The organism is Cryobacterium sp. Y11, assembly GCF_002929535.1.
Lineage (GTDB): Bacteria > Actinomycetota > Actinomycetes > Actinomycetales > Microbacteriaceae > Cryobacterium.
Genome location: NZ_PJJO01000057.1, coordinates 212,238 through 238,331, shown reverse-complemented (window position 1 = coordinate 238,331; position 26,094 = coordinate 212,238). Strand labels below are relative to the sequence as shown.

At 63.8% G+C, this 26,094-nt stretch carries 21 protein-coding genes; 10 read left to right on the top strand and 11 right to left on the bottom strand.

The annotated features are described in order from the left end of the window. Positions 1–71 precede the first annotated feature (71 nt). The 7 genes from CXY75_RS11760 (at position 72) to CXY75_RS11730 (ending at position 8,049) form a co-directional block, all read left to right on the top strand. Positions 72–536, top strand: a complete 465-nt coding sequence (locus CXY75_RS11760; RefSeq protein ID WP_104082993.1) for an Lrp/AsnC family transcriptional regulator — start codon at positions 72–74, stop codon at positions 534–536. Between the two features lie 195 nt (positions 537–731). Further along, the gene (locus CXY75_RS11755) at positions 732–1,217 is read left to right on the top strand and encodes an NADH-quinone oxidoreductase subunit B family protein (RefSeq protein ID WP_104082992.1); all 486 of its coding nucleotides are present in this window, start codon (positions 732–734) and stop codon (positions 1,215–1,217) included. After that, the gene (locus tag CXY75_RS11750; protein WP_233201857.1) at positions 1,214–3,292 is read left to right on the top strand and encodes a proton-conducting transporter membrane subunit; all 2,079 of its coding nucleotides are present in this window, start codon (positions 1,214–1,216) and stop codon (positions 3,290–3,292) included. The genes CXY75_RS11755 and CXY75_RS11750 overlap by 4 nt, the downstream gene beginning before the upstream one ends. A gap of 82 nt (positions 3,293–3,374) precedes the next feature. Continuing rightward, a complete protein-coding gene (locus CXY75_RS11745; RefSeq protein ID WP_104082991.1) occupies positions 3,375–4,331 on the top strand; it encodes a respiratory chain complex I subunit 1 family protein in 957 nt (318 codons plus the stop codon). Positions 4,332–4,340: 9 nt separating this feature from the next. Further along, positions 4,341–5,000 carry a hypothetical protein gene (locus tag CXY75_RS11740; protein WP_104082990.1) on the top strand — a complete coding sequence of 220 codons (660 nt, stop codon included), beginning with the start codon at positions 4,341–4,343 and terminating at the stop codon, positions 4,998–5,000. Then, positions 5,000–6,448, top strand: coding sequence for a proton-conducting transporter membrane subunit (locus CXY75_RS11735; RefSeq protein ID WP_104082989.1), 1,449 nt, complete (start codon positions 5,000–5,002; stop codon positions 6,446–6,448). The genes CXY75_RS11740 and CXY75_RS11735 overlap by 1 nt, the downstream gene beginning before the upstream one ends. Continuing rightward, a complete protein-coding gene (locus tag CXY75_RS11730) occupies positions 6,448–8,049 on the top strand; it encodes an NADH-quinone oxidoreductase subunit C (protein WP_104082988.1) in 1,602 nt (533 codons plus the stop codon). Before CXY75_RS11735 ends, CXY75_RS11730 begins: the two co-directional genes overlap by 1 nt. 586 nt (positions 8,050–8,635) lie before the next feature. Here the strand turns inward: CXY75_RS11730 and CXY75_RS11725 are convergent. From CXY75_RS11725 to CXY75_RS11705, 5 genes are all read right to left on the bottom strand, one after another. Next, on the bottom strand, positions 8,636–8,971 hold the full coding sequence (locus CXY75_RS11725) for a helix-turn-helix transcriptional regulator (RefSeq protein ID WP_199182442.1): 336 nt from the start codon (positions 8,969–8,971) through the stop codon (positions 8,636–8,638). Positions 8,972–9,017: 46 nt separating this feature from the next. After that, a complete protein-coding gene (locus CXY75_RS11720) occupies positions 9,018–9,875 on the bottom strand; it encodes an SGNH/GDSL hydrolase family protein (protein ID WP_158251190.1) in 858 nt (285 codons plus the stop codon). Positions 9,876–10,041: 166 nt separating this feature from the next. Next, on the bottom strand, positions 10,042–12,333 hold the full coding sequence (locus CXY75_RS11715) for a polyribonucleotide nucleotidyltransferase (protein ID WP_104082986.1): 2,292 nt from the start codon (positions 12,331–12,333) through the stop codon (positions 10,042–10,044). Positions 12,334–12,458: 125 nt separating this feature from the next. Beyond that, positions 12,459–13,076 carry an FMN reductase gene (locus CXY75_RS11710; protein WP_199182441.1) on the bottom strand — a complete coding sequence of 206 codons (618 nt, stop codon included), beginning with the start codon at positions 13,074–13,076 and terminating at the stop codon, positions 12,459–12,461. Positions 13,077–13,078: 2 nt separating this feature from the next. Then, the gene (locus CXY75_RS11705) at positions 13,079–14,254 is read right to left on the bottom strand and encodes an LLM class flavin-dependent oxidoreductase (RefSeq protein WP_104082984.1); all 1,176 of its coding nucleotides are present in this window, start codon (positions 14,252–14,254) and stop codon (positions 13,079–13,081) included. Positions 14,255–14,426: 172 nt separating this feature from the next. Here CXY75_RS11705 and CXY75_RS11700 point away from each other — a divergent pair, with 172 nt between their 5' ends. Further along, entirely contained in the window at positions 14,427–15,647 is a 1,221-nt protein-coding gene (locus CXY75_RS11700; RefSeq protein ID WP_104082983.1) for an SGNH/GDSL hydrolase family protein, read from the top strand. Here the strand turns inward: CXY75_RS11700 and CXY75_RS11695 are convergent. The 3 genes from CXY75_RS11695 to rpsO form a co-directional block, all read right to left on the bottom strand. Continuing rightward, positions 15,644–17,173: an amino acid permease gene (locus tag CXY75_RS11695; RefSeq protein ID WP_104082982.1), complete on the bottom strand. Its 1,530-nt coding sequence runs from the start codon at positions 17,171–17,173 to the stop codon at positions 15,644–15,646. The two genes, CXY75_RS11700 and CXY75_RS11695, sit on opposite strands and share 4 nt — an antisense overlap. Before the next feature lie 54 nt (positions 17,174–17,227). Continuing rightward, complete coding sequence (locus CXY75_RS11690; protein WP_104083058.1) at positions 17,228–18,322, bottom strand: LLM class flavin-dependent oxidoreductase; 1,095 nt, start codon at positions 18,320–18,322, stop codon at positions 17,228–17,230. A 566-nt stretch (positions 18,323–18,888) separates the two neighbouring features. After that, the gene (gene rpsO / locus CXY75_RS11685; protein WP_092112143.1) at positions 18,889–19,158 is read right to left on the bottom strand and encodes a 30S ribosomal protein S15; all 270 of its coding nucleotides are present in this window, start codon (positions 19,156–19,158) and stop codon (positions 18,889–18,891) included. A 208-nt stretch (positions 19,159–19,366) separates the two neighbouring features. Between rpsO and CXY75_RS11680 the strand changes: the two genes are divergently transcribed. Further along, positions 19,367–19,699: an ATP-dependent DNA ligase gene (locus CXY75_RS11680; RefSeq protein ID WP_104082981.1), complete on the top strand. Its 333-nt coding sequence runs from the start codon at positions 19,367–19,369 to the stop codon at positions 19,697–19,699. 23 nt (positions 19,700–19,722) lie between these two features. On the opposite strand, the gene CXY75_RS11675 is transcribed toward CXY75_RS11680, so the two are convergent. From CXY75_RS11675 to CXY75_RS11665, 3 genes are all read right to left on the bottom strand, one after another. Next, positions 19,723–22,674, bottom strand: a complete 2,952-nt coding sequence (locus CXY75_RS11675) for an aminotransferase (protein WP_104082980.1) — start codon at positions 22,672–22,674, stop codon at positions 19,723–19,725. Positions 22,675–22,710: 36 nt separating this feature from the next. Next, positions 22,711–23,832 carry an AI-2E family transporter gene (locus tag CXY75_RS11670; protein WP_104082979.1) on the bottom strand — a complete coding sequence of 374 codons (1,122 nt, stop codon included), beginning with the start codon at positions 23,830–23,832 and terminating at the stop codon, positions 22,711–22,713. 76 nt (positions 23,833–23,908) lie between these two features. After that, on the bottom strand, positions 23,909–24,814 hold the full coding sequence (locus CXY75_RS11665) for an LLM class flavin-dependent oxidoreductase (protein WP_104082978.1): 906 nt from the start codon (positions 24,812–24,814) through the stop codon (positions 23,909–23,911). 69 nt (positions 24,815–24,883) lie between these two features. On the opposite strand from CXY75_RS11665, the gene CXY75_RS11660 reads away from it, so the two are divergent. Next, the gene (locus CXY75_RS11660) at positions 24,884–26,089 is read left to right on the top strand and encodes a M4 family metallopeptidase (RefSeq protein ID WP_104082977.1); all 1,206 of its coding nucleotides are present in this window, start codon (positions 24,884–24,886) and stop codon (positions 26,087–26,089) included. Positions 26,090–26,094: the final 5 nt, after the last annotated feature.

Here is a 26,094-nt window from a genome sequence, read left to right as displayed (position 1 = left end):
ACAACCACTGTCGAAATTAGTGAGCAGAACGCTCTATTCAGACTCGTCGCACCGTGTTAATATTTTGCATTATGTATAGCCTTGACAAGACCGACACCAAGCTACTTCAAGCGCTTTCCGCCGACCCGCGCAGCACCTTTGTTGCGCTCGCCGACACCCTGGGATTGTCGCGCAACACCGTGCAGGCCCGAATGAAGCGCTTGGACGATTCGGGCGCCTTTCTCGGCTTCGATCGTCGCATCAATCCGGCGGCGCTCGGCTACCCGCTGACCGCGTTCATCGAGGTACACGTGCAGCAGAAACGGCTCGCCCAGATCGTTCTAGACCTCGCGCAGATTCCCGAAATTGTGCAGGCGCACGGCATGAGCGGGCAGGCCGATCTGCTGGTGCGGGTGGTCTGCACGGATGCCGCGGATCTGTTTCGCATCGACGGCACGATCCTCGCCTGTGACGGTGTGGAACGTACCGAGACGTCGCTCGCGATGGGCGAGGTCATCCCCTATCGGCTGACGCCGCTGCTTGACCGACGGGCATGACCGGCTCGCATCCGTCGATCTATTTGCTAAATTCTTCATATAGATATATAAAGAAGTAATGAAGTTATTTGCGCTGGTAACCTGGCAATCAACCAGACGCCCCGCAAAATCCGTCGCCTGTACTTCCTCCTTCGACTTCGCGCTCCCCAGAGAAGGCCGCAGCTTCGTGAATATGCATGTTTGCCAGGAACTCCGATGAGCTTTCTTCGATTAGCCACCCTTATTCGTCACGGCGAACGCATTGCCGAACCCGCCCCGACCGCCCCGCCCCTATTTCCGGGCGCGGAAGTCTTCGGCGGCAGCGTGCAGGTGCGCTACATTAACGCTGGCGGCTGCAACGATTGCGCGCTCGAGGTGTCGGCCGCATTTGGCCCGGTCTACGACGTGGAGCGCTACGGCGTGCGCCTCGTTCCCTCGCCCCGGCACGCCGACGTGGTGCTGATCGTCGGCAGCGTCACCCGCAATATGGCCGAGCCGATGCGCCGCACGATCGAGGCCACCCCAACTCCCCGGTTTGTGATCGCGGTCGGCGACTGCGCCCTACACGGCGGCCCGTTTCGTGAGGGCTACGGCATCATCGGGCCCGTCTCTGACTTCGTACACGTTGATATCGAGGTGCCGGGCAGTCCGCCGGAACCGGCCGACATCGTGCGGGCACTGCGCCGGATGACCGGCCGATGACCGGCATCGGAGCCGGACTCCTGCTGCACACCGAGACCGGAACGGGCCTGCTCATGCAAACCGGCATCGGAGTGGGACTGATCTTACAACTAGGCCTCGGCGCGCTGGCCGTGGTGACCGCCTTGCTGGCGGCACCGTCTGTGCGGTCGCGGGCCGGCGGCATCCTCTCTACCCTCATCGCCGTGACCGGCTTCGTTACCGGTCTCGCCGCGATGCTTGGCAGCACCGGCGGGCTGGTCATACCGATCGCACTGCCGATGGATCCGCTCGTGCTGGCGCCCGACCGTCTCGGTGGCCTGTTCATGCTCATCGTCTCCGGCGTTGGCATTCTCGTCTCGCTCTACTCAATGAGCTCGACCCGCGGTCCAGACGCGAGCCGCACTGCCTGGGTGGCCATGCCGGTCTTCCTCGTTGGTATGCAGCTCGTACCCGCCGCCACCGACTCGGTCTCGTTTCTACTGGCCTGGGAGGTCATGACCCTCGGCTCCACCGTTCTGCTGCTGGCCGATCACGCCAGCCGCGCCTCGGTCGCCTCGGCCGGAATCTGGTACTCAGCCATGTCGCAACTGAGCTTCTTTTTCATTCTCGCCGGATTCGCCGTGCTCGCCGCTGCCTCCGGCGGAACCAGCTTCATCAACCTGCAGGCCATCGAACCCGGCTCCGCGGCAGCAAACGTTGCATTCGTACTGTTTCTGCTCGGCTTCGGCGGCAAGGCTGAACTCGTACCACTACACGTCTGGGTACCCCGGGTACTGCCAGAAGCGCCCAGCCATGTCTCGGCTGCGATGAGTGGCGCCATGGTCAAGATCGGCGTCTACGGCGGTCTGCTGGTCTGCGTGCGCCTGCTCCCAGACGGCCCGGCCTGGTGGGGCATCGCGATCATGCTCGTCGGCGGCGCCTCAGCCCTGTATGGCATTTTGCAAGCCTCGGTCTCAAGCGACCTCAAGGTTTTGCTCGCCTATTCCACCACCGAAAACATGGGCCTGGTCTTTCTCGGCCTCGGCGCGAGCATGCTGTTGCGCGGCTACGATGCCACAGCGGCAGCGGATGCCGCGCTCGTCGCTGCCCTGCTGCTCGCCGTCAGCCACGCCGCGTTCAAATCAACGCTGTTCCTCGGCGCCGGTGCCATCATTCACGCCACCGGTGAGCGCAACCTCGACCGGCTCGGCGGACTCGGCTCCCGCATGCCCGTTACAGCGGCTGCGTTTGGCATCGCGAGCCTCGGCGCGGCCGCCATCCCGGTCACGAGCGGTTTCGTCGCCGAATGGATGCTGCTGCAGTCACTCATTCACGGCGGTCGCCAAGACGGGGCGGTCGTCTCTGTCGCGGCATCCGTTGCCATGCCACTGGCAGTCGCGGTGATCGCGCTCACCGCCGGCCTCGCCCTGCTCACCTTCGTGAAGGCCTACGGCATCGCTTTTCTCGCACGGCCGCGCAGCCCCGAAGCCGCGGACTCCCGCGAGGTGCCGTACCTGATGCGCATCTCGCTGATTCTCGGCGCGCTCGCCGTGCTCGCCCTCGGACTACTGCCCGGGCCGATCGCCGCCCTCGTGGCCACCACGGTCAGCCGGGATCCCGCCAGCGCCGTGCAGGCGGTCGGCCTCGGCGGCGTCTCCCTGCCGGGCATCGGCGCGGTGCTCGACCCGATCATGCTCGTCGTTCTGTCTGCCCTGGTTGCCATCCCGGTGCTGGTGGCCATCATCATCTCGGCCCGTCGGTATCCGCATCGCACGGTTGACCTGCCCTGGGGTGGCGGCGGATCCCGAGCGAGGCCCCGCATGCAGTACACCGCGACCTCCTATGCCGAGCCGCTCATGCGAGTTTTTGACGACGTGCTCAAACCATCGCGCGACGTTCAGGTCACCCACGTGGCGGAGTCTCGTTACCTGGTGGAACGCGTTCGGGTCGAACAAACCGTCTCCGACGTGATTGAAATCCGACTCTATCGGCCGGTGCTCAACCTGTTTCAGCGCTACGGCGTTGTTGTTCGCCACGTCGCCAACGGCAGCATTCACCGCTACCTCTCCTATTCCTTTGTCGCGCTGCTGATCGTGCTGATTGTGGTCTCCCTATGAACAATTACGACACGAACACTCACGACGCGAACAACTACGCCTTCGTCGCACTGTCCCAACGCGTACTGACGGCGGCCGCCCGATGAACGCCACCGATGTGAGCGCCATCGTCATCGCGCTCGTGCAGGTCGTGCTGTTTGTGCTCCTCGCCCCCGTGCTGATCGGTGTGATCCGCCAGGTGCGGGCCAGAATCGAAGGCCGTGCCGGAGCTGGAATCTGGCAGCCCTGGCGCGACCTGCGCAAGCTGCTCGCGAAAAACCCGGTGCGCGGCATCGACAGTAGCTGGATGCTTCGGGTCGGCCCGGTCGCCCTGGTCGTGTCCAGCCTCATACTCTGCGTGCTGCTGCCATTGGTGGGCACCATTGGATTCACGTTGGTTCCCAGCGACCTGTTCGTCATCGTTTCCATCATGCTGATCGGTGTCGTCGCCCTAGCCCTCGTCGGCCTGGACGGCGGAACGGCCTTTGGCGGCATGGGCTCAAGCCGGCACATGACGGTTGCGGCGCTCGTTGAGCCGACCCTACTACTGTCGGTCTACGCGTTTTCGATCCCGGCCGGAACCAGCACCCTGTCGGCCATCGTTGAAACCCGGATGCTCTCCCCCGAGCTCATCATCTCACCGGTCAGTGTGCTCGCCCTCGTCGCCCTGTCGATCGCTATCATGGCCGAGACCGCGAGGCTGCCCATCGACAATCCAGGCACCCATCTTGAGGTGACCATGCTGCACGAGGCGATGACGCTCGAAGCGAGCGGTCGAGACCTCGCCTGGCTCGAGGTCGGCTCCTGGCTCAAACTCGCCGTCCTGCTTGGACTGGTCAGTAACCTGATCGTGCCGTGGGGGGTCGTCACCGACTTCAGCGTGCTCGGCCTCTTGATTGGCGTCGTCACCATCACGGTGAAAGTGTTGCTGCTGGGCGTGCTGCTCAGTGTCGGTGAGATCTTTCTCGCTAAGGCGCGCCTGTTTCAGGTGCCCGAGCTGCTCGCTGGCTCGTTTGCCCTCGCCTTCCTCGCCGTCACCGCCTCCTACCTGGTCGCCTGAGGAGCATCCGTGTTTGAGAACATCTACCCCCAACTAATCGGCCTGTGCACCGGATCCCTCTTGCTGACCAGCGCACTCATGGTCTGGCGGCACTCCCTGCTCGCCTCGATTCGGTTGCTCGCTTTGCAAGGCATTGCGCTTGCGGCGCTCGTGGCCGTCATTGGCATCGCCGAGGGTGAGGTTGAGGTCATTGTGGTGTCGCTGCTCATCCTTTCGGTCAAGGGCATCGGTCTGCCCTGGGTGCTCTCCCACCAGTCCAAGGCTGCAATCAAACACGTTCAAGAGTCGCCCCGACTCAACCCGACCGCTGCTCTCCTCGCCGTCACTTTGCTGACCATCCTCAGCTACGTGGTCGTCAGCCGCGTCGTCGGGCTTGGAAACACCAGTACCGGTCATGCCGCACCAATCGGACTCGCCATGGTGCTGATCGGCTTTCTACTTCTGATCAGCCGGCGCCGCGCCCGCTCACAACTCATCGGCTTTTTGCTGCTCGACAACGGTATTGCCACCGTCACCTTTCTCACCAGCGGTGGGGTGCCCATTCTGCTCGAATTCGCGTTCTCCCTCGACGTGCTGCTGGTCGTGCTCATTTTGCACGTATTCACGCGCCGCATGAGTACCAAGTTCGGCGGCACAGCCGTCGATCAGCTGAGGGAGTTGCACGATTGATGTCAGTAGTTCTGTGGATTCCCCTGGTCGGCCCGGTCGCTCTCGCCGGACTCAGCCTGCTGCTGCGTACGTCGTCATTACGGCGCTTTGTCGGTGTGGCCGCCTCAAGCGCGGTGCTGGTCTCCGGCTTGCTACTGGTGGGTGCTGTGCTGAATGGTGCTGTGCCCGCAAGTGGCGACGGGCTGCTCCGCGCCGACGCCCTCTCCGCCTACATGATCAGCGTCGTCGGAGCCGTCGGCCTCATTTCGACCTGGGGCGGGCTCAGCAGCGCTGCCTCCAGCCGCACCAAGGATGCCGCCAGTTACGAGGCACTGATCGCCCTGTTCTTGGCGGCTATGTCCCTCGCTGTTCTCGCCGATAGCATCGGTCTCATGTGGGCGGCCGTTGAGGCCACCACTATTGCCACAGCGTTCCTCGTCGGTCACCACCGCACGCGTCGCTCACTGGAAGCCGCCTGGAAGTACGTCATTCTCGGTTCGGTCGGCGTGGCTATTGCGCTGCTGGGCATCGGCTTCATCTACGCCGCCTCCGTCGGCACCGACACTCCCACGCTGTCCTGGCTGCTGCTCAGTCAAGCAAACCTCGGTCTCGACCCGGCACTGATCACGGCCGGCGGCGCCCTCGCCGTGCTCGGTTTCGCCACCAAGGCCGGCCTGGCACCGATGCACAGTTGGCTTCCGGATGCCCACAGTCAGGCCCCGGCGCCGGTATCCGGCCTCATGTCTGGTGTGCTGCTCTCGGTCGCTCTTTACGCCATTTTGCGCATCCAGTCGATCACCAACCTCGTGATCGGTCCGGAGTTTCTGCGCGCCATGCTCAGCATCGCCGGCCTGCTCTCCCTGCTCGTGGCCGCCTCTTTGCTCATTCGGCAGCGCGACTACAAACGGATGCTGGCTTACTCCAGCATCGAACACATGGGCCTGATGGCGATCGGTGTCGCCATCGGCCCGGCCGCCCTGCCCGCGGTGCTGCTGTACATTCTCGGCCATGGCCTGATCAAGGCGACCCTGTTCGTGATCTCCGGACGCATCCTGAAAATCGAGGGAACCCCAGTAATTTCCGACGTACGCGCCCTACTCGTGCGACGGCCAGGGCTGGCCATTCCCTGGCTCATCGCCATGGCCGCGATCGTCGGCTTTCCCCCGTTCAGCATCTTCTTCTCCGAGGTCGGCATCATCATGGCTGGCTGGTCGGTAGGCCTGGGTGGAGTCGTTGGCACGGCCCTCGTCTTGCTGCTCGTGATCTTCGCCGCCTTTACCCGCCTCACCGTGCAGATGACCATCGGTGCTCCCCCGACGGAGGTTGCCGTGACGCCGGACTATTCCACTCATGGGCCGATTCTGCCCATCATCCTGGCCCTCGCGACCACGGCAACGATCGCCTTCGTCGCCGAACCGGTCGGCACGCTGCTGCGTGCAGCCACAGCCGTTCTTGGAGGTACACACTGATGCGCGACGAGCGACGACTCCATGACATCACGGCCCAAGACCGAGCCGCCGACGAGTTGGCGGCGGGCGGCCAGAGCAACGGCGGTTTGGCCGCTGGCGACGGCGCCGAGCTGCGACAGGTCGACCGTTCGCGCCTGGCCATGGCTGCTAGCGCACTGTTGGATGCCGGCAGTCGCTTAGCCCTCGTCGCCTGTCACGAGGACGCGGACGCGGACCAGTTTCGCATTGTTTATTCTTTCGTCGGGGCCGACCCCACTGCGCCCCTCGACCGGACAGGGCGCGCGGATCTCTCGGTGAGCGTGCCGCGCTCGGATGCCTGGATCCCCAGCCTCGCCGAGGTGTCGTTTTCGGCTGGAAATTTCGAACGTGAAATGCGCGACCTGTACGGTGTGGAGCCGCGAAACCACCCGCAGCCACACCGCCTGGTGCGCCACGGCCACTGGCCGCGTGGCTGGTATCCGATGCTAAAGGCCAATACCGTCGTGCCCGAGTTCGAGCCCGACGTCGAGTCGTTTCCGTTTGCTCCGGTCGAAGGACCCGGAGTCTATGAGATCGCCGTCGGCCCCATTCACGCTGGCATCATCGAGCCGGGCCACTTTCGTTTCTCCGTAGTCGGCGAAACGATCGTGCGCATGGAAGCGCGCCAGTGGTATCTGCACCGCGGCGTTGAGAAGGTTTTCGAGGGCAAGACCGCGGCAGAAGGCGTGCTGCTCGCGGAGCAAATCAGCGGTGACACCACCATCGGCCACTCCCTGGCATTTATCATGGCCGTCGAACAAGCTGCTGGCATCGAGGTTTCCGAGCCAGACCGGCTACTGCGCGCCCTGCTCCTCGAGCTCGAACGGTTCTACAACCATGTGACCGACCTCGGCTCGCTCGCCAATGACGTAGGTTTTGGCATCATCGACGCCAAGGCCCAGGGCCTGCGCGAGCAACTCATGCGCATCAACAAGTCCGTTACCGGGCACCGCCTACTCCGCGGAGCCCTGTGTGTCGGTGGCACCAGGGTCATCGCCCTGCCCAAAGCAGACGATCTGACCCGGATAGCGGCATCCATGGCGGAACTGGCCAGCATTACCCTTGGCCATGCCATCGTTCGCGGCCGCTTCACCGGCACGGCGCGGCTGCCACGGGCGCACGCCATCGCGATCGGAACGCTCGGCTACGTTGGGCGCGCCTCGGGCATCGACACCGACGCCCGCCGTGAGCATCCGTTTGTGAGTCTCGGGGAAGCATTTCATGTGGTCACCGAGGACGGAGGCGACGTGCTCGCCCGGTACACGGTGCGGGCCCGCGAAGTTGAGGTGTCCGCCGCGCTCGTGCTCGACCTGCTGCGGCGTTTGCAGGGGCACACCGGCACCGCGTTCAGCGTGAACCCGACAACGGCTGGCACCGGGCTGGCCCTGGTCGAAGCCTGGAGAGGGACAGCAACGCACCGGGTCGAGCTTGCCGCCGACGGAACGCTTGCCAGGGTCAAGATCGTCGACCCGTCGTTCTTGAACTGGCCCGCAGTGCCGGTCGCGCTTTCAGAAACGATCGTTCCCGACTTTCCACTCGCCAACAAGAGTTTCAACCTGTCCTACGCCGGCAACGACCTATAAACCGGGTCACGCCGGTCTATGGCGGTCTCGGCAAGCTCGACCAGCGGGATACGAACCATCCCGAGGCCGGGTCACACCGGTCTATGGCGGTCTATGGCGGTCTATGGCGGTCTATGGCGGTCTTGCACGCTCGACCGTCGGGGTGGCAGCGGTTCGCAGACACAGTCACCGTGGTCGATGGGCCTTTCTAGGGCACAAGCGGCCTAATACGTTGGCGGAATGGCTCTGTTCCGAGCGCGGCGGCGTGTCAGTGGCCACCACGTCACGCCGCGTGGGAGTTACGCCGCTACGCGGGAAGCCCAACTCCCGCGCAGCGGCGCAGCTCCCGCGCGACGCGGTACGCGGGGGTTCTGGCCACGCCATAGCTCCCGCGTACCGGCGTAGCTCCCGCGTACCGGCGTAGCTCCCGCGCCGGGGGGCTAGCCCAAACATGCGCAAGGACTAGACGGGGCCTCACCCGTCGAGAGAAGCGACTGGCGAGGTCCCGCCGCACCAGCATCCGCTGATCGTGTCTCGACGAGCTCGACTACCGAGTGGACATTGCCATGGCTATAAAGTTCGGCAGCCCACCGGCAACAGGCGGGCGCTATTCCTGTTCTAGGTGGCGGAGCAGGGCATGCGAGTCGGCGAGGTTGGCCAGCACCATGCGCTTGGCGGCGGCCAGTAGCTCGACCGCTCCCTGGTCCCGCAAGGCGTAGAAGATGGAGTTGCCCTCGCGGCGAGTCACGACAATGCCGGCCCGCCGCAGCACTCCAAGTTGCTGGGACAGGTTGGACAGCTCACAGCCGAGCGCCTCGGCGAGAGACCCCACCGAGCGTTCACCGGCTACGAGCTGTTCCAATACCTGCACGCGCAATGGATGCCCGAGTGACTTGAACAGGTCGGACTTCAATTGGGCGGCGGGCAAACCAGAAGACAACACAGGTTTAGTATATCGCTACCTAATGATTCCTTCAACTAGATAGCTGCTACCGGAAGCGCAGCACCCCGTCATTCACGAGGGCACGCGCATAGCCGAGGCTATTGCCGAGCGCATTGGGGTGAAAATTGGCCGGAGCGAACGGGTTCAACGGATCAAAGGCGAAGAACGGAACCCGCGACCCGATGCCGTGGGCAGCGAATTCCTGCGAGACGTCAACAAAATGGATGCGCGGAGTCGCCATCGCTGCGACGGACCCGGCAATAGCGATGTTCAACGCGTCGGTGGCGCCATTGAGCACGTCGCCCAGTGGGGAGAACCCTGGTTTGAACTGCCGCGGATAGCTGAGCACCGCGATCTTCGCCTGCGGTAACGTCCCCGCCACGAGCCCGTAGGTCCCGACGAGCTTGGGGACCAAAATGCTCAACTGGGCCACGCTGTCGTTGATGGCACCGCGGCAGACCGTGCTGGCTGGGTCCGCTGCACAGGACGCGAGGACGATGTTGGATCCGGCATCGATGCCGCCGACGGTCAGGGTAACCAGCGCGGTGTTGCGGTTAACACCGGCAAGCTGCTGGGGGATTTCCGCTGTGCTCGCGCCGGAACAGGCGTTGTTCGAGGTGAGCCTATAGGGACTGACCAGGTCGGCGAAGATCGGGTAGCTGGCGCGTTTGGAACGCAGGCACGCGGGATCGTCCAATACGTACGGTGGAGCGCCTTGGCCGGAGGTGAACGAGTCACCAAGGGCGACGTATCCGGTAGCGGACGCGGCAACCTTGGCTGAGCGACCCGTGTCGGTCTGCGCGAGCGCAGGGGCTGTCATTGTGCCAGCGAGCAGGGCGGCCGTGAGCACGGCGACGGCGCCCAGGCGCGGCAGGAATCGTGAAGTTACCCGTTGATTTGTCATGCCACGTACCGTAGCCCCGGACATCAGGCACGACAAGGCGTGCACAGGCTGCATTTCACGCAACGGACGCGAAAAGGCCCGCACTGCAAGCAGTGCGGGCCTTCCGTCTACCCGACCGACCTGGCGAGAGGTGATCGGGAGATCTATTGGGGCTGGCTAGACCTTGTTACTCCGCCTCGGTCGATGCGTCTACGCTGTCGGAAGCCGCAGCGCGGCCCTCCGTGTCGGCAGCCTCGTCGAGAACCGGGGCGAGCGACAGCTTGCCACGGTCATCGATCTTCGTGATTTCCACGAGAACCTTCTGGCCGACACCGAGCACGTCTTCGACGTTTTCGACGCGCTTACCACCTGCAAGTTTACGCACCTCACTGATGTGCAGCAGACCATCCTTGCCGGGGAGCAGCGAGACGAAGGCGCCGAACGCGGCGATCTTGACGACGGTTCCGAGGAACTGCTCGCCAACCTCGGGGTTGGTCGGGTTGGCGATGGCGTTGACCTGGGCGCGAGCGGCCTCGGCCGACGGTCCGTCGACGGCGCCGATGTACACGGTGCCGTCTTCCTCGATCGAGATGTCGGCACCGGTGGTGTCCTGGATCGAGTTGATCGTCTTGCCCTTCGGGCCGATCAGCTCGCCGATCTTGTCGACGGGGATCTGCACGCTGATGACGCGCGGCGCTGTCGGCGCCATCTCGTCCGGAGCGTCGATCGCCGCGTTCAATACGGAAAGGATCGTGGTGCGGGCGTCTTTCGCCTGCGTCAGCGCACCGGCCAAGACCGAGGCGGGGATGCCGTCGAGCTTGGTGTCGAGCTGAATCGCGGTGATGAATTCGCTCGTGCCGGCAACCTTGAAGTCCATGTCGCCGAGGGCGTCTTCGGCGCCGAGGATGTCAGTCAGGGCCGCGTAGCGGGTCTGACCGTCGACGGTGTCGCTGATCAGGCCCATGGCGATGCCGGCGACCGGGGCGCGCAGCGGCACTCCGGCGTTCAGCAGCGACAGGGTGGAAGCGCAGACGGAACCCATCGAGGTGGATCCGTTGGAGCTGAGCGCTTCGGAAACCTGACGGATGGCGTACGGAAATTCTTCACGCGTCGGCAGCACGGGAACCAGTGCACGCTCAGCGAGCGCTCCGTGGCCGATCTCGCGGCGCTTCGGCGTTCCGACTCGACCGGTTTCACCGGTCGAGTACGGCGGGAAGTTGTAGTTGTGCATGTAACGTTTCTTGGTGACCGGGTTCAGCGAGTCGATCGACTGCTCCAGCTTGAGCATGTTCAGCGTGGTGACGCCCAGAATCTGGGTTTCGCCGCGCTGGAAGATGGCCGAGCCGTGCACGCGCGGGATGACCGCGACCTCAGCGTCGAGCGGACGGATGTCTGCCAGCCCACGACCGTCGATGCGGATGCCTTCGTTGAGCACGCGGGAGCGCACCACGAGCTTGGTGACCGACTTGTATGCCGCGTTGACCTGGTTGTTAGCGCTCGCGTCGAGCTCACCGGCGTCAACCTTGGCCGCGATGGCGGTCTTGACGGATGCCTTGAGCGCGTCGTCGGCGTTCTGACGTTCGACCTTGTCGGCAATCGTGTAGACCGTCTTGAGCTGGTCGTAGGACAGCGCGGCGACGGCGTCGTAGGTGGCCGGCTGGTACGGAGGGAACAACGCGAAGTCGGCGGTCGGCTTGGCGGCGGCATCCGCTACCTGCTGCTGCGCGAAGACGAGCTGCTTGATGAAGGGCTTGGACGCCTCGATGCCCTGAGCAACGACGGCTTCGTTTGGCGCAATGGCGCCACCCTTGATCAGGTTCCAGGCTGCGTCGGTCGCTTCTGCCTCGATCATCATGATCGCGACGTCTTGCGTACCGGTGGCATCCGTGACAACGCGGCCGGCGACGACCATGCTGAATACGGCGTCGTCCAGCTGCGAGTGCTTCGGGAAGGCAACCCACTGGCCGCCACCGTTCTCGTCGGGAATGAGGGCGACGCGAACGCCACCGATCGGTCCGGAGAACGGCAGACCAGCGAGCTGCGTCGACATGGACGCCGCGTTAATCGCGAGCACGTCGTAGAGTTCGTCTGGCTCGATGGCCAGAACGGTGATGACAACCTGGATCTCGTTGCGCAGGCCGTCGACGAACGACGGGCGCAGCGGCCGGTCGATCAGGCGGCAGGTGAGGATCGCGTCGGTCGATGGGCGACCTTCGCGGCGAAAGAAGCTGCCCGGGATGCGGCCGGCAGCGTACATGCGCTCTTCAACGTCGATGGTGAGCGGGAAGAAGTCGAAGTTGTCCTTCGGCTGCTTGCTGACGCTCGTGGCGGAGAGCAGCATCGTCTCGTCGTCAATGTACGCGGCGGCAGAACCCTGCGCCTGCTGGGCGAGACGCCCGGTTTCAAAACGGATGGTGCGCTTGCCGTACTTGCCGTTATCGATAACGGTTTCGGCGAACGTGATTTCTGGACCCTCCATGTGGGGGTTTTCTCCTTTAAGTTTGCTTCTCGCCATGCTGGCGACGAAGGTTCGCGTGCCCGGATGACAGGCGAGTTGGACAGGTCAATATCATAAAATCAACCCCCGCAACTCTAACAGACCTGTCAGAAACCGCCCGTCACGCTAAAGGAGGAATCAAGGGCGAACGGATCGCGGATCTGGCTGGAGCGGTCAGAGTTGACCATCAGCGCGGCCAGTTCGCCCGCCGCCCGATCGATCCGGTCGGACAGCGCCTTGATCTTGTCTGCTCCGCTCCCCCAGTCCTCTGACGCGGCGAACACCGTGGTTGGAACGACAACCGCGTGCAAGTAGGTGAACATCGGGCGGATCGCATAGTCCAGCGCGAGCGAGTGACGGGCCGTACCAGCGGTCGCGCCGATCACGACGGGCATGTCGGTCAGCGACCGGTTGTCGATAACGTCGAAGAACGATTTGAACAGACCACTGAAACTGGTCGTGAAGATTGGCGTGACAGCGATGAGACCATCGGCGCCGGTCACGGCTTCGATCACGGCGTCGAGCCTGGGGCTCGGAAAGCCCGTCAGCATATTATTCGTCACGTCCTGCGCGTAATCACGCAAATCACAGCTGAGCACTTCGGTTTCACAGCCGAGTTCGGTCAGTCGGGAGTCGACTGCGACAGCGATCTTGTCGGCCAGCATTCGAGTGGATGACGGCTGGCTGAGTCCAGCAGAGAGCACCGCAAGTTTGCGCAGGGGCATGATTAGACGCCCTTCTTGCCGGTGCCGACGGATGCCGGATCGACCGAGAGCCCGAACGCCGCGCCCGACGCTGCCGAGCCGGTGGTGCGCTCGTCCGCTGCCCGAACCCTGGCCGCTGCGAGCAGCGATGCGTGAGTGGGGGCATTGGGAACATCGGCCGGACGGTTCTTAGCGAATTCGGCGCGGAGCACCGGAACGACCTCACCGCCCAAAATATCGAGCTGCTCCAGCACGGTCTTCAGCGGCAAGCCGGCATGGTCCATCAGCCAGAGCTGGCGTTGGTAGTCACCAACGTAGTCGCGGAAGCCGAGCGTGCGGTCGATGACCTCCTGCGGGCTGCCAACCGTCAGCGGGGTCTGTGAAGTGAAGTCCTCCATACTCGGACCGTGGCCGTAGACCGGGGCGTTGTCGAAGTACGGACGGAACTTCGTAACAGCGTCCTGCGAGTTCTTGCTCATGAATACCTGGCCGCCAAGTCCGACGATCGCCTGTGCCCCCGTGCCATGACCGTAGTGCTCGAAGCGCTGGCGGTAGTAGGTGATCATCTTCGCGGTGTGGTCGGCGGGCCAGAAGATGTGATTGGAGAAGAAACCGTCGCCATAGTACGCGGCCTGCTCGGCGATTTCAGGACTACGGATACTGCCGTGCCAGACGAAGGGCGGCACACCGTCCAGTGGGCGCGGGGTGGACTGGAAGCCCTGCAGTGGCGTGCGGAACTGACCTTCCCAGTCCACGAAGTCCTCGCGCCAGAGGCGGCGGAGCAGCGCGTAGTTCTCGAGCGCGAGCGGGATGCCCTGGCGAATATCCTGCCCGAACCACGGGTACACCGGACCGGTGTTGCCGCGGCCCAGAGTGAGGTCGACGCGACCGTCAGCGATGACCTGCAGCATCGCGAAGTCTTCCGCAATCTTTACCGGGTCGCTGGTGGTGATCAGGGTGGTCGCGGTGGAGAGGATGATTTTCTCCGTCTTGGCCGCGAGGTAGCCCAGCATGGTCGTCGGGCTCGACGGCACAAACGGCGGGTTGTGGTGCTCACCGGTGGCGAAGACGTCAAGACCGACTTCTTCGGCGTGTTGGGCGATGGTCAGCATGGCCTTGATGCGCTCGGCGTCGGTGGGTGTCTGGCCGGTCGTGGGGTCGGTTGTGGCATCGCCGACGGTGAAGATTCCGAACTGCATTTTTCAGCCTTTCAATTTCAATGCGTTTGCATTGACATGTTCGACAACCGCCGCGCGGCTGACCTTATTCCCGCCTGCGACAACGAGTCTGCCCCGAACTGGTGCCATGAAAGTGGGTGGCACTCGATCCGGTGTCGGGCAGAGTGTTCATGACTGGAACGGGGACGGATCGATGCAGGGACTCGCGCGGGTGGCGGCAGCCGGAATGATGCGTACCTGGGCTGCGATCAGTATGCAGGGCAGCGTCACCGTTCCGCAGCCCAGCGACACCCCCCAGGCCCACTCTCCCGGTCTCGACAGCGATCGCATTCTCCTTCTCGGCAGCGGACCCGCCGCCGGCTGGGGGGTCCGTAGTCACGACCTGGCGTTGCCGGGCTCGCTCGCTCGCGCCCTGTCTACCCGCACCCGGCGCGGGGCCGACGTTGCCCTGATCGCCAGCTCGATCGGGCTAATAGCGTCGGCCCAAGTACAATTGCGATCAACCGATTTGCGGCGCGTCGACGCAGTCGTCATCCTGCTGGGCGTCGGTGACGCCCTCCACCTCACGGCGCAGCATACCTGGCAGCTTCACTTGACCAGACTGCTGAATTTTCTCGAACGACATACAAATGACAGCGTGTACATTTACGTGCAGGGCATCCAACCCATTCGCGCCCTTCCAATCTTTGACAGCCTCGGCGGCTCCATCGCGGATCGGCACGCTCGCTCGCTGAACGCGATCACCGAACGGGTCTGCCTGTCGATGCGACGCTGCGTGTTCGTGCCCGAACCGGAAAAAGCGTTTGTGGCGCCCTCTGGCCTGTACGATTCCACCGACTATCGGCATTGGGCCGAGTTTCTGGCGGAGAAAATGTTCGGGCGGCTAAACGTCATGCCGCGCGCCTTCTTCCCGGTTTCGCTCGGATCCACGCAGGCACCGCAGCGGCCGGTCCCGATCCGCGGCGAGGGCACTGGCCAGATCGAACGCGGCCGCGACGCGCGGTTGAATCATATTGTGGCGCTCGCGCAGCAGTCTTTCGGTACGGCATCCGCTCTGTTCGCTGTGCGGGATAGGGCGAGCGTTCACATTCGGTCGATCGCCGGCCCGAGCCTGTGTGGTCCAGCCTGGAACGATTCAATTTCCGCGATAGTCGTGCGCGCACGCGGTGTCGTCGTCGTACCCGACACACTCGCCGATCGCCGCTTGCGGCGCAAGTCCTACGTCATCGGCGCGCCGTACATGCGTTTCTACGCCGGCTTTCCCATTGAATCGGCGTCCGGCGAGCGCATTGGCACTCTCGGCGTGTTTGACCCAAAACCGCGTCCGGACTCCGGGATCGATGCCGTTTTGTTGCGCCAGCTCGCCCTCATGGTTCAGGAGGAAATGAACGCGAGCGGTGATGTAACGCGCTAGCCGACCGGCTTCGTCGCGGAAACCGACTCGGCCCTGGCCGCTTCGTCTGCTGCCGCACGTTGCTTAATACCGAGCACGGAATGGCTGCGTCCGTAGGCGAAATAGACGATGAATCCGATGACCAGCCACACCAAGAACCGCACCCAGGTGAGGGTTGTGAGGTTGAGCATCAGCCAAACGCACAGCACGGCCGAGAGAACCGGCAACACGGGCGAGAACGGCACCTTGAACGCGCGTGGCAGGTCTGGGCGTTTCTTGCGCAGCACCACGACGGCGATGCTCACGAGCACAAAGGCCGACAGCGTGCCGATATTGATCATCTCTTCGAGCACACCGACATCGGTGAGTCCGGCGATCAGGGCAACAACCGCGCCCGAAAGAATCTGGATGCGCGCCGGCGTGCGGCGTTTGTCGCTGGTGACGCTGAGCCACCGCGGCAGCAGACCGTCGCGACTCATGGCGAACAACACGCGGGACAGGCCGAGCAAGAGCACCATAATGACGGTCGTGAGCCCCACCAGAATTCCGATGGAGATGACCTGTGCGGCCCAGCCAGCCCCGACGGAGATGAACGCTGTCGCGAGGGAGGCATTCGGGTCGTCGGCCAGCACGGTGTACGGCACCATGCCAGTCAGCACGAGGCTGACGCCGAGGTAGAGCACCGTGACGATGGCCAGGCCCGCGAAGATGCCGCGCGGTAGGGTCTTCTGCGGATTCTTCACCTCTTCGGCGCTCGTGGCGACGACATCGAAACCGATGAAGGCGAAGAAGACCAGCGAGGCACCGGCCAGCAGGCCGAACACGCCGTACTGGGCGGGGGCCGCACCGGTCATGAAGGAGAAGAGGGACTGCATCCACACGTCGCCCTCGCCTTGGGTCGAGGGAACTTCAGCCGGAATGAACGGCGTGTAGTTCGCCGGGTTGATGAAGAACGCACCGACGATGATGACAAACACGACGATGGCGACCTTGATGATCGTGAACACACTCGCGACCCGCGCCGACAGCTGGGTACCAAGCACGAGCAGGGCAGTGAAGATCGCCACGATGACGAATGCTCCCCAGCTCACGCCAAGACCGAGCACGCTGATCGTGGATGGAATATCCCATCCGGCCAGATCGAAGACGGTGCTCAGGTAGATACCCCAGTACTTGGCGATCACGGCGGCAGCGGTGAGCATCTCGAGAATGAGGTCCCAGCCGATGATCCAGGCGAGCAATTCGCCCAGGGTGGCGTAGGTGAAGGTGTAGGCGGAGCCGGCGACTGGCACTGCCGAGGCGAATTCGGCGTAGCACATGATAGCGAGGGCGCAGGTGAACGCGGCCAGCAGAAAAGCGAGGGTGACGGACGGGCCGGCATAGCTCCCGGCCGCTTTGGCACCGACAGAGAAGATTCCGGCGCCGACCGCTACGGCCACCCCCATGATCATGAGGTCCCAGGTGCCGAGGGTGCGTTTAAGACTGTGGCCCTTTTCGAGCGAATCGGCTATCGAATCTTCAATACTCTTGGTGCGCCAGAGACTCATGCGTGGTGGGGTCCGATCCGTGTGTGCCAAATCTCATGATAGTGCCCGGCCGTTCTACCCCCACGGGCGCACAAAATTCGCCGCAGCGTCGGCGCTCGGTTCGAGCAGTTGTTCTGCCAACAACTCAAGCGCACGAACGCGATCGGGTGACGTCATCGGGTCGGCGTCGGCGTGAGCGGATGCTTCCGGCCCGACCATGACCTCATCGACGCCGAATTTGGCGGCCAGTTCACGAATGCGTGCTGCCGCTTCGGCCGGCTCTCCGATGACCCAATTTTTCTCCATCAGATCAATCATGTCTTGTTGCGACGGTGTCATCTGCGTCGCCGCGGCCTCTTCAACCGTGGCCAGTGCGCTCAGCTTCTGACCACTGCGCAGACGCGCCATCTGCTGCATCTGAGGCAGCGCCAGGGCGTTTGCCTCCCGGGTCGTATCGGCCACTGACACGTTGACCGTGAGAAAGGTGCGGGGTTCAGCGAGCAGTTCGGATGGCTGGAACTTGCGGCGGTAGGCATCGAGGGCTTGGGTGGTGGCATCGCCCTGAAAGTGGTTCGCGAAGACATACGGCATGCCCTCGCTCGCAGCGAGGTTGGCCGAATACTCGCTCGAGCCGAGCAGCCAGACCATCGGCGTTCCGACGGCTCGTGGGGTCGCACGCACTTCGTAGGTTCGGCCACCGTGCAGGCCGAGGCTCGCACCGTCTGGGTGCAACAACGCGGCGATGTCGCCGATATTGCGTGGGAAGGCATCCACTTCACTGACGGCTCCGCTGGAGCGCAGCAACGAGGTGATCACGGGGTCGCTGCCCGGCGCCCGGCCGATTCCCAGATCGATGCGTCCCGGAAACGCGGCCTCCAGAATGCCGAACTGCTCGGCGATGACGAGCGGTGCGTGGTTGGGGAGCATGACTCCCCCCGAGCCGACCCGGATCCGCTGCGTGTTCGCCGCAATGATGCCGATGAGCACCGGTGGATTGGTGGAGACGACGGAGGGCATGTTGTGGTGTTCCGCCACCCAATAGCGGCGGTATCCCAGCTCGTCGGCGCGTTGCGCGAGAGCGATGGACGCTGCAATCGCGTCGCTGGAATTCTGAGTGCTGCGAACGGGTATGAGATCGAGCACGGAAAGGCTCAGCGGCGAATTAGTCATCACCGGGGCGAACCATCTGGAGGACTCGGATATTCCGACGTGCAGCAGGCGCACAACCGAGCACTTGCCAACTGACTTGTGGCGCCCCGACCCGGCCGGGAGAGATGAGGGTATTCGAATCAGTCCGCGAATTGCACCATCATCTCTAGCAGGTCGCGAGTGAGAGCGTCCCACACAACCCCGTAGCCGGTCCTCGCGTAGTTGGGACCTTGCATCACACGACGACCGAACCACGTTCGTATGGCAGACGGCCGATGTGACGAACGCTCAAGCGTACGCCAGGCGCACTGCGGCGGGCCTTGCCCTGTACGCCCGCCGTGAAAACGAGATCGGGTGTTTACATTGCTCAGAAATAGCTAGTCTCACCCCCCGGATACCCCCAAAATGGAGGCGAAGCTGCGGCGTGGAGCGTGCCGACGCGGCGGAATATGCCTGCGGGCGCGGTATCCGCTATGCACGAATCGAGGGTTAAACAGAACGGGCCGCCACCCGAAAGGTGACGACCCGTTTGTAAGAAGTTCGCGTTATCAACGCTGCGTTTCTTCCTGCAGATTAATTGCGGGAAATTAGCGACGCAGGCCGAGGCTGCCGATCAGTGTGCGGTACCGAGTGATATCGATGTCCGACAGGTAGCCGAGCAGACGGCGACGCTGACCAACCATAAGAAGCAGGCCACGACGTGAGTGGTGGTCGTGCTTGTGCTCTTTCAGGTGCTCCGTGAGGTCGAGAATGCGCTGCGTGAGCATGGCAATCTGAACTTCCGGGGACCCGGTGTCGCCTGGGTGGGTAGCGTACTTTTCGATGATCGCCTTCTTAGCATCTGGTTCGAGTGCCATAAAGTGGGATCCCCTTTCTCTCACTGCGCGGTGCCCTTGGCCAAATGCCTGAGCTCTCTTTATCCGCGGCCGTTGAACGGCAACCTTCATACTTTAGCAGAATAAGCTCCCGGAGCGGCCACCCGGGCGAATTCGGCGTGGATCACCCTGTCTGTCCCCTCCCGCACCTAGCGCTACAGTGAGGAGATAATCCAGTGGGGGTACACAAATGGGAACGCTGCTCTACGGTAATCAGGGCATCGTCATCAACTTCGATGACCGCGCCCTGACGCATCTGCAGATCGTGATCAGCACCAAACTGCGTCGGCGGGAAAGTTTCATCTTCACCTGGTCTGATTCCGCCGATGAAGGTAGCGGGCGCAGCGCAATCTGGCTCGACCCGACCAGCACCCTGCACTACCGCTACTTCGGCAGCCGCACTCCCGCAATCAACCGAGAATGGATCGAAGCGCTCATGCTCTCGGCCAACAGCACCGGCGGCCTGGTCCTCATCGCCGAGCCTGTGCCGTCACCGATCACCACCGCCAAGATGCGGCGCTAGCCCGCCGGCATCCGTCTGGCCGCTCACGAGTCTGAGTGCTCGAGCGCGTCGGCTAATGCGGCCAGAAAGTGATCGGCACTGTCGATGGTGAGGCACAGCGGCGGCTTGATCTTGAGCACGTTTTTGAAGTCGCCGGTGGGTTGCACGATGCAGCCCCGCACTAACAGCTCGTCACAGAGCCGGGCAGCGGCGCCCGTCGCCGGGGTGAAGGCCCGCCGGTCACTTACGAGTTCAACGCCGAGGTACAGCCCCATTCCATAGACGGCGCCGACAATATTGAATCGTTCGCCGAGCTGTTCCAGCCCGTGCTTCAGGTGTCTGCCGACGACGTCGGCGTTTTGCTGCAGGCCTTCGTCGCGCATAATGTCGAGCACGGTCAGGCCGATGCGGCAACTGAGGGGGCTTCCACCGGCCGAGGAGAAAAACGGTCCCTCCTCAGCAAAACGTTCCGCAATATCACGGCGGGTGATGACCGCTCCGAGCGGATGCCCGTTGCCCATCGCTTTGGCGATGGTGATAATGTCCGGAACCACGTCTTGCTGCTCTGTCCCCCAGAAGTGTTTGCCGAGGCGTCCATAGCTCACCTGCACTTCGTCGGCGATGCAGAGTCCGCCGCGGGCACGCACCTTCTCATAGACGCCGGCCAAGTATCCGTCTGGCAGCAGCACGCCGCCCGCATTGCCGAACACCGGTTCGGCGATGAACGCCGCGATGGTGCGACCCGCGTCGTCGAGGTTCTGCAGATCGCCGTCGAGATCGTCAAGGTACTGCGGAGCCGACTGCATGCCCCGATACTTACCGCGCACGGCGTTCGGCGCCTCCAATAGGTGCACCCAGTCGGGCCGGGTACCGAGTGCCCGAGGATTGTCCGCAACCGAGGAGGAAACGGCATCCGCTGCCATCGACCAACCGTGATAAGCCTCCCGAACGGCCAGCACGGTGTTCTGGCCGGTGTAGCTGAGGGCGAGGCGCAGGGCGAGGTCGACGGCCTCGGTGCCGCTGTTGACCAGAAAAACGGTATCGAGCGGGTCGGGGGCGAGCTCGGCGAGGCGTTCAGTGAAGCGCACGAGCTCTTCGTAGTGAAAACGCGAGTTGGTATTGAGTAGCGACCACTGGCTGCGCGCGGCCTCGGCAATGCGCGGATGTCCGTGTCCGACGGTCGTGACATTGTTGACCATATCGACGTAGGACTGCCCGTGAGTGTCGATGAGATGATGTTTCCACCCGCGTTCGATCTGCGGCGGGGCCTGATAGTAGTGTTCCTGCACGCGCGCAAAGGACTGGTCGCGGCGCTGTAACAGGGCGTCGGGATCGGCCAGTGGGCTGGTCGGTTCGAGCCCGAGCAGCGCTGACGGGTCCGGGCAGACTCGCTGCCAGAGCGCAGCGCTTGACGGCGGTGCGAAAAACGGCGGGCGGATGCCGCGGAGCCGGCTGATCTGTACGGTCACTTGGGCCAGATGACTGCCGAGCCGGGCTGCGGCCGTGCCATCAGGGCTCGGTGCGACGGTGCCGAGTGCCGTGCCAACGACCGTGCCTGCCTCGACGGCTTGGCCGTCGAGGTCAGTCGTGTCAAGGCCAGTCAGCCAGAGGTCGTAGTCGGGCGCCTCGAGCCGCACCGTGCCAGGATCGACGACGACGACGATCGCGTCGATCGGCGCGATGATCGCACTTCCGGCCGGGAGATACAGCTCGACGCCGAGGGCAAGGGTGGCCGATTCCTGGGCCGTGTTGATGCGGGTTTGGGAGAGTCGGAATTCCCCGTAGCGGGTGACGGCGTGGCCGAGGCTGGCCGCGGCATCCGCTGCAACGCGCTCGTCGATACCCGAATCCAGCCAGACGCCCGCGTCCAAAAGGGCGCTGGTCACGGACAGGTCGATAATCGCCGCCGGATCGAGCGGGCCTGCGGCGGGGTGCTCGGTGGATATTTTCGGCGCGTCAACGTCGGTCAGCGTGAACCGAATGAGGGCTTCAACCTCGGCACCATCGAGGTCGGCGGCGGTCTCGAACGCGCGCCACTCGCGGGCGCGGTTCGCGTCGGCGTAGTCATTGTCACCGTCCAAGCGCACCTGCTGTTCGCCGCTGACGACGAGCACGGCGCAGCGCAGCACGATCAACGGCCAGAGAGCACTGATTTCGCTATCGGTCAGCGGAACCTGTGCGGCGAAGGCCCTGATCGTGTCCAGTATGGCGAGCGGATACTGCTGGCTGCGGTAGAGAACACAGGCGCAGGTCGCGGCGAGCTCGGCCACGAGCCAGCCCTGGGCCACGTCGCCAAAGTCGATGACGCCGGTGATCGTGTCGGCCGATTCGCTATCAGTTCCGTGACTGACGACGTTGTCGTCGGTCAGATCACCATGAATCGTCTGCACTCGTAGGTCACGAGCGGCCAGCTCGAGCCGGTGCCTGACCGCATCGGTGACCCCCCGCACGCGATCGCGGCGGTTGTCGTCGTCAACGAAGTCGAGGAGTGCATCGATCACCTCCCCGCCGCGGCGCAGGTCCCACTGCAAAACGCGGTCGGTTCCTGGGTGGTCGAAGTTGTGGAGGCCACGACTGATGCGCCCGGCTACGTCGCCGAGCGAGCGGATTTGCTCGCCCGTCAGTCGGGGCGAGTCGGCCAGCGGCTTTCCCTCTATATAGCTGAACAGGCGTAGGTCAAGGGTTTGCTCGTCGATCGTGACTCGCTGCATCGCGCCGCCGTCGATCCCGGGCAGGGCGACCGCCAGATCGAGGCCGATGCCGTGCAGGTGCGCCAGAGCGGCGTTCTGCGCCTCGAGTTCGACGCGCGCAATGGCCGGGTTGGAGACCTTCAGAACGAACGTGGCGGCATCCGTTTGAATACGAAAGTTGCGGTCTTGGTGGCTGCCGAGCTCCGTGACAGCTCCCCCGACACCGAACCGTTCGCGGGCGAGCAGGGCAGCCTGCGCCAGTGACAATCGCGGGCGCGGGAGATGAAATGGACTCGGCTCTGTCATGGTTCTCCAGTCACGCGGGCGGCAGCGGAATGCAGATTAGCGCTTGCGAACGCGACGTTTCGATTGATTCACCGGCGGCACAGGGCGCGGGGTCTCCGGTGAATTCCATGCCTTGGCGATGGCCCAGGCGACGGCAGCTATCGGCACCGAAAGCACGGCTCCGACGATGCCACCGAGGATAGTTCCAGCCGTCAAGCCGACCAGAATAACGAGCGGATGCAGTTTGAGTGACTGCGCCATGACGACCGGCTGCAAAAAATTGCCCTCGAGCTGGTTGACGGCGATCACGATGATGAGCACGATGAGCGCCACAACCGGCCCGCTCGCGACGAGGGCGACCAGGGCTGCGAGAACGCCAGCGGCGGTCGCACCGATCAGGGGGATGAACGCTCCGAGAAAGACGATGATGGCTAGTGGCAGGGCCAGCGGCACCTGCAGGATGGCCAGTCCGATGCCGATTGCCGTGGCATCAACGGCGGCAACGATCGCCGTGCCGCGCACGTAGCCGCCGAGCACCCGCAGCGAGGTGTGGCCGATGCGGCGTCCGCGGGCGAGGCGCTCGCCTGTGAACGGGGTCAGAAAGAAGTTCCAGATCTGGCCGCCGTCTTTAAGAAAGAAGAACAATATGACAACCAGCAGCACGGCGCCGGTGACCAACTCGAAGACAGCGGATGCCCCGGCCAGCGCCCCGGTGCCGAACTGGCTGCTGGTCAGAAAGTCGACAACACCATTGCGGGCGTCGTTGATCTGTTGCTCGTTGACCTCGATCGGTCCGTCGATGAGAAACTGCTGGAGTTTGTCGATGCCCTCTGAGGCGGAGGAGAATAGCTCGTTCCACTGGTCGCGCACAGCGAAGACGATGAGCGTGATGATGCCGCCGAACACGGTGATGCCGCCGAGCAGGGTGATCCAGGTGGCCAGGATTGCCGCGACGCCGCGCTTACGCAGTGCGTTTATAACCGGGCTGAGCGCGGAGGCAAGAATGATGGCGATTAGCACCGGGATGACAACAAGCTTGAGCTGCACGAGGCCATAAATGACGGCGGAAGCGAGGACGATGAACAGCAGAATCTGTCCACTGCGCAATCCGAGCCAGCCGAGATGGTCGTTCAGTGGGGTGCGAGGAACCGATGGTGTGTGGTCGTCTTGTGCGCGCATAGACCCAGCCTAGACATCCGCTGCGTGTATACCCGGAATGACCGGCGTATATGTCAGTGTGCGCCGTGCACAACTGTTACGCACCCCGAAGCCGGTCGAGCGTACCCGCGACCGCTTCGAGGGTGGAAGCGTCGCCAGCGTAGATGCCGCTTTCGCGGGGCCAATGGCTGATCACATCGGTGAAACCGAGCTCGCTGGCGCGACCGACGGCATCCTCAAAGGCATTCATGCTGTGTAAGGAATATGTTCCGCCACTATCGAGCGAGAGGTAGCGGTCGATGGTCGCCGGGTCGCGGCCCGCGATGCTCGCAACGTCGTCCAGCCGATGCGTGAGACCACGAACGCTCGCCCACCACGCCTGGCCTGTTGTTCCTTCCTGGCCGGTCGTCACCCAGCCCTGCCCGAAGCGACTGACGAGCCCGAGGCCTTTGGTGCCGTTCGCGGCGATAATAAATGGCATGCGTTGGCGCTCAGGAGCTACCGGCCGGACCGGCACCATGCGAGCGTTGACGGCCGTGTACCACTCGCCCGCGAAACTGATTCCCGCGGTGGAGCCCTCCGGCTCTCCGCGCAGTAGCAGGTCGAGGTCGGTAACGAATTCGGCGAAACGTTCGTGCCGAAGCCGCGGCGTCAGCTCCGGCTGCCCCAGAACGGTGGCGTCGAATCCGGTGCCGCCCGACCCGACGCCCAGCAGAAACCGCCCGTTCGACACGTCGTCGACGGTCGCCAGATCCTTGGCGAACGGCACCGGATGCCGAAAGTTCGGTGACGAGACAAAGGTGCCAAGCGCAATGCGTTCGGTCACGGCCGCCGCCGCGGTCAGGATCGGAATGGTCGCATTCCACGGTTCATCGGCAAGCGACCGCCACGACAGGTGGTCGTAGGTCCAGGCATGGTCGAAGCCGAACTGCTCGGCACCGAGCCACTTCGCGCGCGCACGCGACCACGGGTCTTGCGGGAGAATGACGATTCCACAACGCATGAGGCGAGTCTATGCATCCGGTAACATCCGCGCTGTTGCAATGTCCGTGGCCGGTGCCAGACTCTGCACATGGACACTCCGCTGATCACCGCAGACTGCACGATCGTTCCGCCGTACCTACTCACGCGGTTGGCCAAACTCGACGATCCCCGATTCGCGCACGCCGCCGCTGCTGCCAGGGACTCCCTGTTGCGGGACTCTCGGATTCGGCAACTGCGTGATGGAACGCATCCACTGGCTCAACCGGGAGCGCGCAACGTTCCCACCCGCACGCCCGGGGAATCCGATCGCACCATCTCGGATGCCGGCGGCCAGGAGCGCCTGCCCGGACGCCGGGTACGAAGCGAGGGTCAGCCCGCGGGAACCGACTCGGCCGTCACCGAGGCGTATGACGGGCTCGGCGCGACCCATGCCCTGTTTTGGAAACGGTTTGGCCGCGACAGCATTGATGACAGCGGGCTGCCAATGAACGCAACTGTGCATTACGGCCAGAAATACGACAACGCGTTCTGGGACGGCGAACGGATGGTGTTCGGCGACGGTGACGGCCAGGTCTTCAACCGGTTCACAATTTCACCGAGCGTGATCGGGCACGAACTCACGCACGGTGTCACCCAGTTCACGACAAATCTTATTTACCACGGCCAGTCGGGAGCGCTCAACGAGTCCATCTCCGATGTGTTCGGAGCGCTCGTCGAACAGAACGCGAAGGGACAGTCCACGAGCGAGGCAAGTTGGCTGATCGGCGAAGGTCTCTTCACTGATCACGTCGAGGGAACCGCTCTGCGCTCGATGAAAGCGCCAGGCACGGCCTACGACGACGACGTACTGGGAAAGGATCCACAGCCGGACAGCATGGCAGACTACGTCGAAACCGACGACGACAACGGCGGAGTGCACCTCAACTCGGGCATTCCCAACCGGGCGTTCTATCTGGTCGCCGATGCCATCGGCGGGAACGCGTGGGAAACGCCCGGTCGCATTTGGTACGACACGCTCACCGGAACGGCGCTGACCGCACAGAGCAACTTCGCTGCCTTCGCGGCCGCCACGGCCGACACCGCAGCCCGACTGTACGGAAACGGTTCCCCTGCCCACGACGCGGTTTTGCGGGCCTGGGCCACGGTCGGAGTGGTGGGGGACGTGCCAGTACCCCCGCCGAGCACGACCGGCACATCACTTCCGCCCGCCTATCCGTCTTCGACGGTCGAACCGGTGAAACCGCTCAGGCCGCCGACGCCGCACGGGCCGACCGCCGGGCACCCAGCGGAGTAGCATTT

Coding starts and splice junctions, on each gene's coding strand:
- CXY75_RS11760 (WP_104082993.1), top strand. CDS start 72: ATGTATAGCCTTGACAAGACCGACACCAAGCTACTTCAAGCGCTTTCC.
- CXY75_RS11755 (WP_104082992.1), top strand. CDS start 732: ATGAGCTTTCTTCGATTAGCCACCCTTATTCGTCACGGCGAACGCATT.
- CXY75_RS11750 (WP_233201857.1), top strand. CDS start 1,214: ATGACCGGCATCGGAGCCGGACTCCTGCTGCACACCGAGACCGGAACG.
- CXY75_RS11745 (WP_104082991.1), top strand. CDS start 3,375: ATGAACGCCACCGATGTGAGCGCCATCGTCATCGCGCTCGTGCAGGTC.
- CXY75_RS11735 (WP_104082989.1), top strand. CDS start 5,000: ATGTCAGTAGTTCTGTGGATTCCCCTGGTCGGCCCGGTCGCTCTCGCC.
- CXY75_RS11730 (WP_104082988.1), top strand. CDS start 6,448: ATGCGCGACGAGCGACGACTCCATGACATCACGGCCCAAGACCGAGCC.
- CXY75_RS11720 (WP_158251190.1), bottom strand. CDS start 9,875: ATGACAAATCAACGGGTAACTTCACGATTCCTGCCGCGCCTGGGCGCC.
- CXY75_RS11715 (WP_104082986.1), bottom strand. CDS start 12,333: ATGGAGGGTCCAGAAATCACGTTCGCCGAAACCGTTATCGATAACGGC.
- CXY75_RS11710 (WP_199182441.1), bottom strand. CDS start 13,076: ATGCCCCTGCGCAAACTTGCGGTGCTCTCTGCTGGACTCAGCCAGCCG.
- CXY75_RS11705 (WP_104082984.1), bottom strand. CDS start 14,254: ATGCAGTTCGGAATCTTCACCGTCGGCGATGCCACAACCGACCCCACG.
- CXY75_RS11700 (WP_104082983.1), top strand. CDS start 14,427: ATGCAGGGACTCGCGCGGGTGGCGGCAGCCGGAATGATGCGTACCTGG.
- CXY75_RS11695 (WP_104082982.1), bottom strand. CDS start 17,173: ATGAGTCTCTGGCGCACCAAGAGTATTGAAGATTCGATAGCCGATTCG.
- CXY75_RS11690 (WP_104083058.1), bottom strand. CDS start 18,322: ATGACTAATTCGCCGCTGAGCCTTTCCGTGCTCGATCTCATACCCGTT.
- rpsO (WP_092112143.1), bottom strand. CDS start 19,158: ATGGCACTCGAACCAGATGCTAAGAAGGCGATCATCGAAAAGTACGCT.
- CXY75_RS11680 (WP_104082981.1), top strand. CDS start 19,367: ATGGGAACGCTGCTCTACGGTAATCAGGGCATCGTCATCAACTTCGAT.
- CXY75_RS11675 (WP_104082980.1), bottom strand. CDS start 22,674: ATGACAGAGCCGAGTCCATTTCATCTCCCGCGCCCGCGATTGTCACTG.
- CXY75_RS11670 (WP_104082979.1), bottom strand. CDS start 23,832: ATGCGCGCACAAGACGACCACACACCATCGGTTCCTCGCACCCCACTG.
- CXY75_RS11665 (WP_104082978.1), bottom strand. CDS start 24,814: ATGCGTTGTGGAATCGTCATTCTCCCGCAAGACCCGTGGTCGCGTGCG.
- CXY75_RS11660 (WP_104082977.1), top strand. CDS start 24,884: ATGGACACTCCGCTGATCACCGCAGACTGCACGATCGTTCCGCCGTAC.